The sequence below is a fragment of the Methyloceanibacter marginalis genome, from assembly GCF_001723295.1.
Lineage (GTDB): Bacteria > Pseudomonadota > Alphaproteobacteria > Rhizobiales > Methyloligellaceae > Methyloceanibacter > Methyloceanibacter marginalis.
In genome coordinates this window covers 1-7,126 of record NZ_LPWD01000027.1, presented here as the reverse complement: position 1 = coordinate 7,126, position 7,126 = coordinate 1, and the positions used below count along the sequence as shown (strand labels likewise).

8 protein-coding genes are annotated in these 7,126 nt (G+C 65.1%); 5 read left to right on the top strand and 3 right to left on the bottom strand.

From position 1 onward, the window contains the following. Nucleotides 1–518, bottom strand: a 518-nt coding sequence (locus AUC71_RS01285) for a 2-hydroxychromene-2-carboxylate isomerase (RefSeq protein WP_069622800.1), incomplete at its 3' end; no start/stop codon positions are given. Between the two features lie 81 nt (nucleotides 519–599). On the opposite strand from AUC71_RS01285, the gene AUC71_RS18365 reads away from it, so the two are divergent. The 4 genes from AUC71_RS18365 to AUC71_RS01260 all read left to right on the top strand — a co-directional run bounded on the left by AUC71_RS18365 (nucleotide 600) and on the right by AUC71_RS01260 (nucleotide 4,685). Continuing rightward, entirely contained in the window at nucleotides 600–971 is a 372-nt protein-coding gene (locus AUC71_RS18365) for a hypothetical protein (protein WP_141701361.1), read from the top strand. A gap of 486 nt (nucleotides 972–1,457) precedes the next feature. After that, nucleotides 1,458–2,282 (top strand): phosphatase PAP2 family protein, encoded by an 825-nt coding sequence (locus AUC71_RS01270; RefSeq protein ID WP_069622797.1) that lies wholly within the window; start codon nucleotides 1,458–1,460, stop codon nucleotides 2,280–2,282. Between the two features lie 121 nt (nucleotides 2,283–2,403). Further along, nucleotides 2,404–3,612: an argininosuccinate synthase gene (locus tag AUC71_RS01265; protein ID WP_069622796.1), complete on the top strand. Its 1,209-nt coding sequence runs from the start codon at nucleotides 2,404–2,406 to the stop codon at nucleotides 3,610–3,612. Nucleotides 3,613–3,617: 5 nt separating this feature from the next. Next, the gene (locus AUC71_RS01260; RefSeq protein WP_069622795.1) at nucleotides 3,618–4,685 is read left to right on the top strand and encodes an NAD(P)H-dependent flavin oxidoreductase; all 1,068 of its coding nucleotides are present in this window, start codon (nucleotides 3,618–3,620) and stop codon (nucleotides 4,683–4,685) included. On the opposite strand, the gene AUC71_RS01255 is transcribed toward AUC71_RS01260, so the two are convergent. Together AUC71_RS01255 and AUC71_RS01250 are read right to left on the bottom strand one after the other, a co-directional pair. Then, nucleotides 4,666–5,757, bottom strand: coding sequence for a cupin domain-containing protein (locus tag AUC71_RS01255; protein WP_069622794.1), 1,092 nt, complete (start codon nucleotides 5,755–5,757; stop codon nucleotides 4,666–4,668). The two genes, AUC71_RS01260 and AUC71_RS01255, sit on opposite strands and share 20 nt — an antisense overlap. A 5-nt stretch (nucleotides 5,758–5,762) precedes the next feature. Further along, on the bottom strand, nucleotides 5,763–6,212 hold the full coding sequence (locus AUC71_RS01250; protein WP_083237968.1) for a winged helix-turn-helix transcriptional regulator: 450 nt from the start codon (nucleotides 6,210–6,212) through the stop codon (nucleotides 5,763–5,765). Nucleotides 6,213–6,313: 101 nt separating this feature from the next. Here AUC71_RS01250 and AUC71_RS01245 point away from each other — a divergent pair, with 101 nt between their 5' ends. After that, nucleotides 6,314–6,946: a flavodoxin family protein gene (locus AUC71_RS01245; protein WP_069622793.1), complete on the top strand. Its 633-nt coding sequence runs from the start codon at nucleotides 6,314–6,316 to the stop codon at nucleotides 6,944–6,946. Nucleotides 6,947–7,126 lie beyond the last annotated feature (180 nt).

Sequence of the window (7,126 nt, the reverse complement as noted above, 5' to 3'; positions counted from 1 at the left end):
GGCGCGCCGAACAGCCCGCGCGCTTGCGCCTCCGCCGTCTGGGCCTTCAGCGCCTCTTTTACCTCTTCGGACCCGGCTGCAGCCAGTGCGGCGTCCGCATCCACGTCGAGCGAGAGGAGGATCGCACGCAACGTCGCCTCGTCGGAAATGTCCTTCTGCTCCGCGTAGTTCGCCGTAAACACCGCGCGCGTGAAAGCGGGCGTCCAGCCTTGATCCTCGCCCGCCAGCGCGAGCCGGGCCGCCTTCAAGCCGTTCTGCGGAAACCGCACCGGCGGCAGGCTGAGCGCGAGCCCGTCCGCTTCGCAGACCCGTTCGAGGTCGCGCCACATATATTTCCCCTTGGTCTTATAGATATTGAACGGCGAGTCGCTCCACCCGTACGCTTTGAAGATCGGGCCGAGCAGGAACGGCCGCCAGCGCACCGTGACGCCGTCGTCCGCGGCAAGCCGCTCGATACGCATGGCCGTCGGATAGGAATAGGTGCTGGCGAACTCGTACCAGAAGTCGATTTCAGCCATGGGCTCCGGTCCGCTAGAGTCTTCTGCCTGTCATATAGAGGCGGACGCGGGTTGCGTCACGGGCCGGAGAAAGGACGAGGCGTGATCGGGCGACTGATCTTGCGGGGACTGGTCGTGGTGTTGGCTTTCGGAGTCGCCGTCGGCGTCGCGCTCGCGGTGCTGCTGGCGCTCGGCGCCATGTGGGTGGGCGATGAGCTGCGCGCCGCCGCGCCCCACGATCCTCTGTTCCGCCATGGGGGCGCCACCGCTTTCGGCGTGGTGCTCTTTACGGGCTTCGTGGCGCCGGCGCTGACGGCCCTGCCGGCGTTGTGGCGGTGGTTGTGGGGGAGGTGCTGCGCCTGCGGTCTTGGCTTTACTACGTGCTGGCGGGCGGCGCGTCGCTCGCCGCCGTCCCGCTTCTGGCCGGTCTGCAGGCAAACGGCGTACCTAACATGCCCGCGAGCGAATACATGACCATCTTCGCCACCGCCGGTTTCGCCGGCGGCTTTACCTATTGGCTCCTGGCCGGTGCCCGGGCCTGACGGGGAAACCGATCCGGTCGCGCTCCAACGCCACGAGCCAGGGCTCCGGCATGAAGCCGGTCACGGTCTCATGCCACGCCCCTTGCGCCAGGACGCGACGGCGCGTAGCGCCCGGCCGCCGCTCATTCATCGCTTCGCGGATTACCCGATCCCGGTCGGTACTGTTTTGCATCGCACCATGCCTCTTCGCTGATCTGCCATCGACAACGCGAGTCGGATCCGAAGGTTCCGATTAACACGCGTCCGACATGAGTTCGACACGAGAATACGTACCCACAGACTGTGCACTGATGCGGATCAAATCTGTCACCCAACCTTCGGCAAACCTTCATTGGGTTGCCGTTGAAACGTCATCGCGGCCACACCGAACTGTCGCGGAGCCTCGCTAGCGTCGTCACTATCGCATGGGGGGATTGTCGTGGCGCGGAGCTGGCTGCTCGCATCTGTCGCACTCGGACTTGTTTTCGGTCTGGTGTTTGCTGTTTATCCGCTGATCGACCTCGAAGTCGCGCGGCTCTTCTTTGACGGCCACAAATCGAAATTCCCCATCTCCGTGACCTATGAATGGAATCTCGTGCGGCAGCTCGCCAACTGGATTCCCTTTCTGCTGCTGATCCCCGCGCTGTTCGCGCTGCTGCGCAAGATCGTCTTCCCCGGCTCCGAGATCCTGATCTCGCCGTCGGTGGTGGTCTTCCTCGTCGCCTCGTTCATCGTGGGTCCCGGGCTGACCTCCAATCTCCTGCTGAAGGAGAATTGGGGGCGGCCGCGTCCCAATCACGTCGAGCAGTTTGCCGGCACCGCCGACTTCCAGCCTTGGTGGCGGCCGGGCGGCGCCTGCGAGAGGAACTGCTCCTTCGTCTCCGGCGAGGCCAGTCAGGCCTTTTGGGTCGTGGCGCCCGCCGTTCTTGCCCCCGCGCCGTTGCGGCCCATCGTCATGGGGACCGCCGTCGTGTTCGGCGCCTCGGTCGGAGCCATGCGCGTCATCTTCGGCCGTCATTTCGTGAGCGACATCGTTTTTGCCGGGATCATCACCATCGCCATCGTCATGGCGCTTTACGTGCTCTTGCTCGATCCGGTCCGGCGGAACGACGCGCGCATGGAGAAGCTCATCGAGCGCTTTGCGGTCTCGCTACACCGAAACACCGCCGCGTTGCTGTCGGGCGTCGGCACGGCGCTGGCGCATGCGGGCAACACCTTGCGCCATGCGGGCCAGCATCTCCACAAGCGCATCGCCTGCCTCTAGCAGGCTGCACACCCCCCCCCCCCCAGCCCTTGCGCAAGCGCATGGCCCGCCTATAGTCGCGGCCGTCTGATCAACTGAGCCGCCAAGCGCGCTTAAGCCAAATTCTCCGAGGCCATTTCCCATGTCCGACATCAAGAAGGTGGTGCTTGCCTATTCCGGCGGGCTCGACACTTCCATCATCCTCAAATGGCTCCAAGAGACCTACGGTTGCGAGGTCGTCACCTTCACGGCCGATCTCGGCCAGGGCGAGGAGCTGGAGCGGCGCGGAAGAAGGCCGGAGCTGCTCGGCATCAAGGAGATCTTCGTCGAGGATCTGCGCGAGGAGTTCGTCCGCGACTACGTGTTCCCCATGTTCCGGGCGAACGCGCTCTATGAGGGCGTCTATCTGCTTGGCACGTCCATCGCCCGGCCGCTGATCGCCAAGCGCCAGATCGAAATCGCGCGGGAAACCGGCGCCGATGCCGTGTGTCATGGCGCCACCGGCAAGGGCAACGACCAGGTTCGGTTCGAACTCACCTATTATGCGCTGAACCCCGACATCAAGGTGGTGGCGCCGTGGCGTGAGTGGGACTTCGTCTCGCGCAGCGATCTCATCGCCTTCGCCGAGAAGCACCAGATCCAAGTCGCTAAGGACAAGCGCGGCGAGGCGCCGTTCTCGGTGGACGCGAACCTGCTGCACTCCTCCTCGGAGGGAAAGGTGCTGGAGGACCCGAATACCGAGCCGCCGGCTTACGTCTATCAGCGCACCCTGTCGCCCGAAGAGGCGCCCGACAAGGCGACCGTCATCACCATCGGCTTCGAGAAGGGCGACCCGGTTTCCATTAACGGCAAGAAATTGTCGCCTGCCGCGCTGCTCACGGAGCTGAACGCCTACGGCAAGGAGAACGGCATCGGCCGGGTCGACCTCGTGGAGAACCGTTTCGTCGGCATGAAGTCGCGCGGCATCTACGAGACGCCGGGCGGCACGATTCTTTACGCCGCGCATCGGGCGATCGAGTCGCTCACCCTCGACCGCGAAGCCATGCATCTGAAAGACTCGCTCATGCCGCGGTACGCCGAGCTTGTTTATTACGGGTTCTGGTTCGCGCCGGAGAGGGAGATGCTGCAAGCGCTCGTGGACAAGAGCCAAGAGAACGTCGAGGGCGAGGTGACGCTCAAGCTCTACAAGGGCAACGTCATCGTCATCGGGCGGGCGAGCGGCAAGTCGCTCTATTCGAGCGAAATCGTCACCTTCGAGGACGACCGGGGCGCTTACGACCAGAAGGACGCCGAAGGCTTCATCAAGCTCAACGCACTGCGCCTTCGCCTCCTCGGCAGGCGTCAGGGCTGATTGCCATGACCTGGCCCGACACCCGAATTCTCGATCTGTTCGGCATCGACCTGCCGATCGTCCAAGCGCCGATGGCCAACTCCACCGGCGTGGAAGTGGCCATCGAAGTGGCGAAGGCCGGCGGGCTCGGCGCTTTGCCGTGCGCGGTGCTTTCGCCGAAGGAGATCGAGGCGGGGGTTGCCACCTTCCGGACGCACACCACGGCGCCGATCAACTGCAATTTCTTCTGCCACCAGGAGACGCCCGACGACCAAGAGCGCGACCGGGCTTGGCTGCTGCACCTCGCGCCCTACTTCGCCGAGTTGCATGAGGATCCGCCATCCCTGCCGCTGCCGCGCGGCCATGCGCCCTTTGGCGAAGACGAGTGCGCCGTGCTCGAGGCGCTGCGTCCGGAAGTCGTGAGCTTCCATTTCGGCCTGCCCGCCGCGCCGCTCCTGGCGCGCGTGAAGGCGGCCGGCTGCAAGATCATCAGCACGGCCACGTCCCTCCGCGAAGCTGTGTTCCTCGGCGAAAATGGCGTGGACGCAATCATCGCCCAGGGCGCGGAAGCCGGCGGCCATCGCGGCATGTTTCTCGAGACTGAGGTTGCGACCCAGGTCGGCACCTTCGCGCTGGTCCGCAACATCCGCGCACGCCTCGACCTGCCGGTGGTTGCCGCGGGCGGCATCGCCGACGGCCGCGCCGTCGCCGGGGCCTTCGCGCTCGGCGCTCGGGCCGTCCAGGTAGGCACCGCTTACCTGCTCTGCCCCGAAGCCTGGACCCATCCGGCTCACCGGGCAGCCCTTGCCGATCCGGACCGCGAGACCGCCATCACCAATGTGCTGACCGGGCGCCGGCCCGCGGCATCGTCAATCGCTTGCGCGAGCAAAGCTTCGTCAATCCCGGCGTCTCGGCCTTTCCCGCGGGGCCGTCCCGCCATTGCGCCGCTCCGGGCCAAGGCGGAAGCCCTAGGAAAGATGGATTTCTCGCCGCTCTGGTCGGGCCAGGCCGCCAAGCTTCCGGAGCCTATGGGAGCCGCCGCGCTCACCAAATGGCTGGCCGAGGACGCGCGGGCTAATCTCCCTCAGGCATGATGACCGCATCGCCGGGCATGTCTTCGAACACCTTTTCCTTCACCCCGAAATTCGTGGCGAGCAGCAGGTCGGGCGTGCCGGCCATCCAGGCGGTGATCGAGACCGACTGGTAGGTGCCGTTATTGAGCACGACGAGCAGCTCGAGATCGTCCTTGCCCGTGTTCTCAATGTAGTGGCCGTAGCCTTGCGGCACATAGCCCACGTCGCCCGGCCCGAATTCGTCGGTGCGCGCCCGGCCGCCTGAGCCGAACACGGTCATCCGGCCCGTGCCCTTCAGCCAGTACTGCCACTCAGCCGCGTTCGGGTGCCAATGAAGCTCGCGCATGCCGCCCGGCGCGATCGTCAGAAGCGCGCCGGTCATCGTCGAGGAAATGGGGAACTCGATCTCCGAGGCAATGCGCATCTCGCCGCCGGGGAACGGCTCCGGCGCCTGCGCCAGCAGACGGTAGCGATGAGTGAGCGCCGGCGCGTTGAGCGAGCCTGGCGTGGGATCCTCGGGCAGAGGCGGGGGCACCGGCCCCTTGGCGATATAGACCTCTTTCTTGGGAAACTTGGCGAAGTCCGCAACCGGCAGACCGAAATTCTTGGCCAGCACCTCATGCGGTGTGTGTCCCAGCCAGTCGGTGATCGAAAACGTGCCGAACTCCGAGAAGTAACCGTTGTCGAACACCAGCACGAAGGTGCAGCCGCCCTCGAGTCCTTGGATCGAATGGCCGTGGCCGCGCGGGAAGTACCAGACGTCCCCCGCCCAGAAATCCACCACCTCCGCTTGGTTCTCCGGATCGATCGTGGTGACGCGGGCGCGGCCGTCGATCATGTAGGCCCACTCAGCCGCGTTGGCATGCCAGTGGAGCTCGCGCACCGCCCCCGCTTCGAGTGTCATGTAGACCCCGGCGAGCTTGTCCGACACCGGGAACTGGACGACGGTCGCCTCCTTGGCGGTGCCGCCGTCGAATTGCTTGGTTGGCGTCTCGCCAAGCGGATAGCGGAAGGAGGGAAGCTCTGGCCCCGCAAGCGGCGCGGGCGCGGGCCCATAGGGCGGCTGCATGGTTTCGTTCGACTCCCAACCCATCGGCTCTACTCCATAAGGGCGATGTGCTGGCGCGAGCATGCCTCAGTCGGCGTGGATTGACTACGTCCGCCGCGCCGCGCGCCGCTCCCGCGTCTTGCCAAGTGCTGCGCGCGCGCCGCGTCCAGACGCGGGAAGTTGCGCTCCGCCCAACGGTCGAGACCGCCCAGAGCAGCGCCAAGCGACTTTCCGAGAGGCGTGAGCCGGTACTCGACATGCGGTGGCACGGACTGCAATGTCTTGCGCGCCACCAGCCCATTGCATTCGAGATCCCGCAGCGTCTGCGTCAACATCTTCTGCGACACGCCGCCGACCTTGCGCAGCAGCGCGCCATTGCGCATCGGCCCGTCCGCCAGCGCTGTCAGGATAAGGATAGCCCACTTGCTCGCGATCAGCTCGAGCGCGTCGCGCGCCGAGCATTCGGGATCGAAGACGCTTGGCTTCTTGGACTTCGCCACGGTCGGCGTTCTCGTCTTCAGGTTACCAAAAGGTGCGTACTTGCGTCACGGTGCTCATACGCCAATATCGCGTTCGTTAGAAGCACAAAAGGCGTATCGCCATGAAAGCCGTCGTTCTAAGCGGAAGTCCACGACGAAACGGAAATTCCGCTTTGCTGGCCGGCGCGGCCGCCAGAGGCCTTACCGACGCAGGCCATGCCTGCGATCTCATCTACGCGGACGACGTATTGGCCGGCTTCCTGCGTGACTGCCGGACCTGCCGCAAGAGCAACGGCGAGTGCGCCATCGAGGACGACTTCCGCCGCGTGTTCCTTGACCTGTTCCTGCCTGCGGAGGGGTTCATCGTTGCGACTCCGGTTTATTGGTATGGCATGGCAGCGCAGGTGAAGGCATTCTTCGACCGCGCCTTTTGCTACGTGGCCGCGTCCTATCTGGGGTCTGCCGAAGTCGTGGAGAAGATGATGGGAAAGCGCATCGGGCTGCTCGTCAGCTCCGAGGAGACCTTTCCGACCGTCTCGGCGGGCATCGTGCAGCAACTTCAGGAGTATTGCCGCTATACCCGATCGACATTCGTCGGCAAGGTCCACGGTGTCGGTAACGCGCGGGGAGACGTCGACAAGGATCCCAGCCAGCCCCTGTTGTGCGCGCGCGAGTTCGGCCGGGACCTTTTTACGCGCCACGCCACGGACTACACCATCGATGCGCCGCGCGGCGGCCGGGTCTGGGAGCCGTAAGAAGCTTAGAGCTCGACGCTGACCTTCTCGCTCTCGTTGAGATTGGCTTTGATGCCGTAGAGACGCGCTTTGGCGAACTGGAAGTCGGCGACGGCGGAGTTGGCCGGCCCGTCCCACATCTCCGCCCGCCACAGCTCGACGCGGATGATCATCAGGTTGGGGTCGTCGGGTCCGCTCAGC

Coding starts and splice junctions, on each gene's coding strand:
- AUC71_RS01255 (WP_069622794.1), bottom strand. CDS start 5,757: ATGGGTTGGGAGTCGAACGAAACCATGCAGCCGCCCTATGGGCCCGCG.
- AUC71_RS01245 (WP_069622793.1), top strand. CDS start 6,314: ATGAAAGCCGTCGTTCTAAGCGGAAGTCCACGACGAAACGGAAATTCC.
- AUC71_RS01265 (WP_069622796.1), top strand. CDS start 2,404: ATGTCCGACATCAAGAAGGTGGTGCTTGCCTATTCCGGCGGGCTCGAC.
- AUC71_RS01260 (WP_069622795.1), top strand. CDS start 3,618: ATGACCTGGCCCGACACCCGAATTCTCGATCTGTTCGGCATCGACCTG.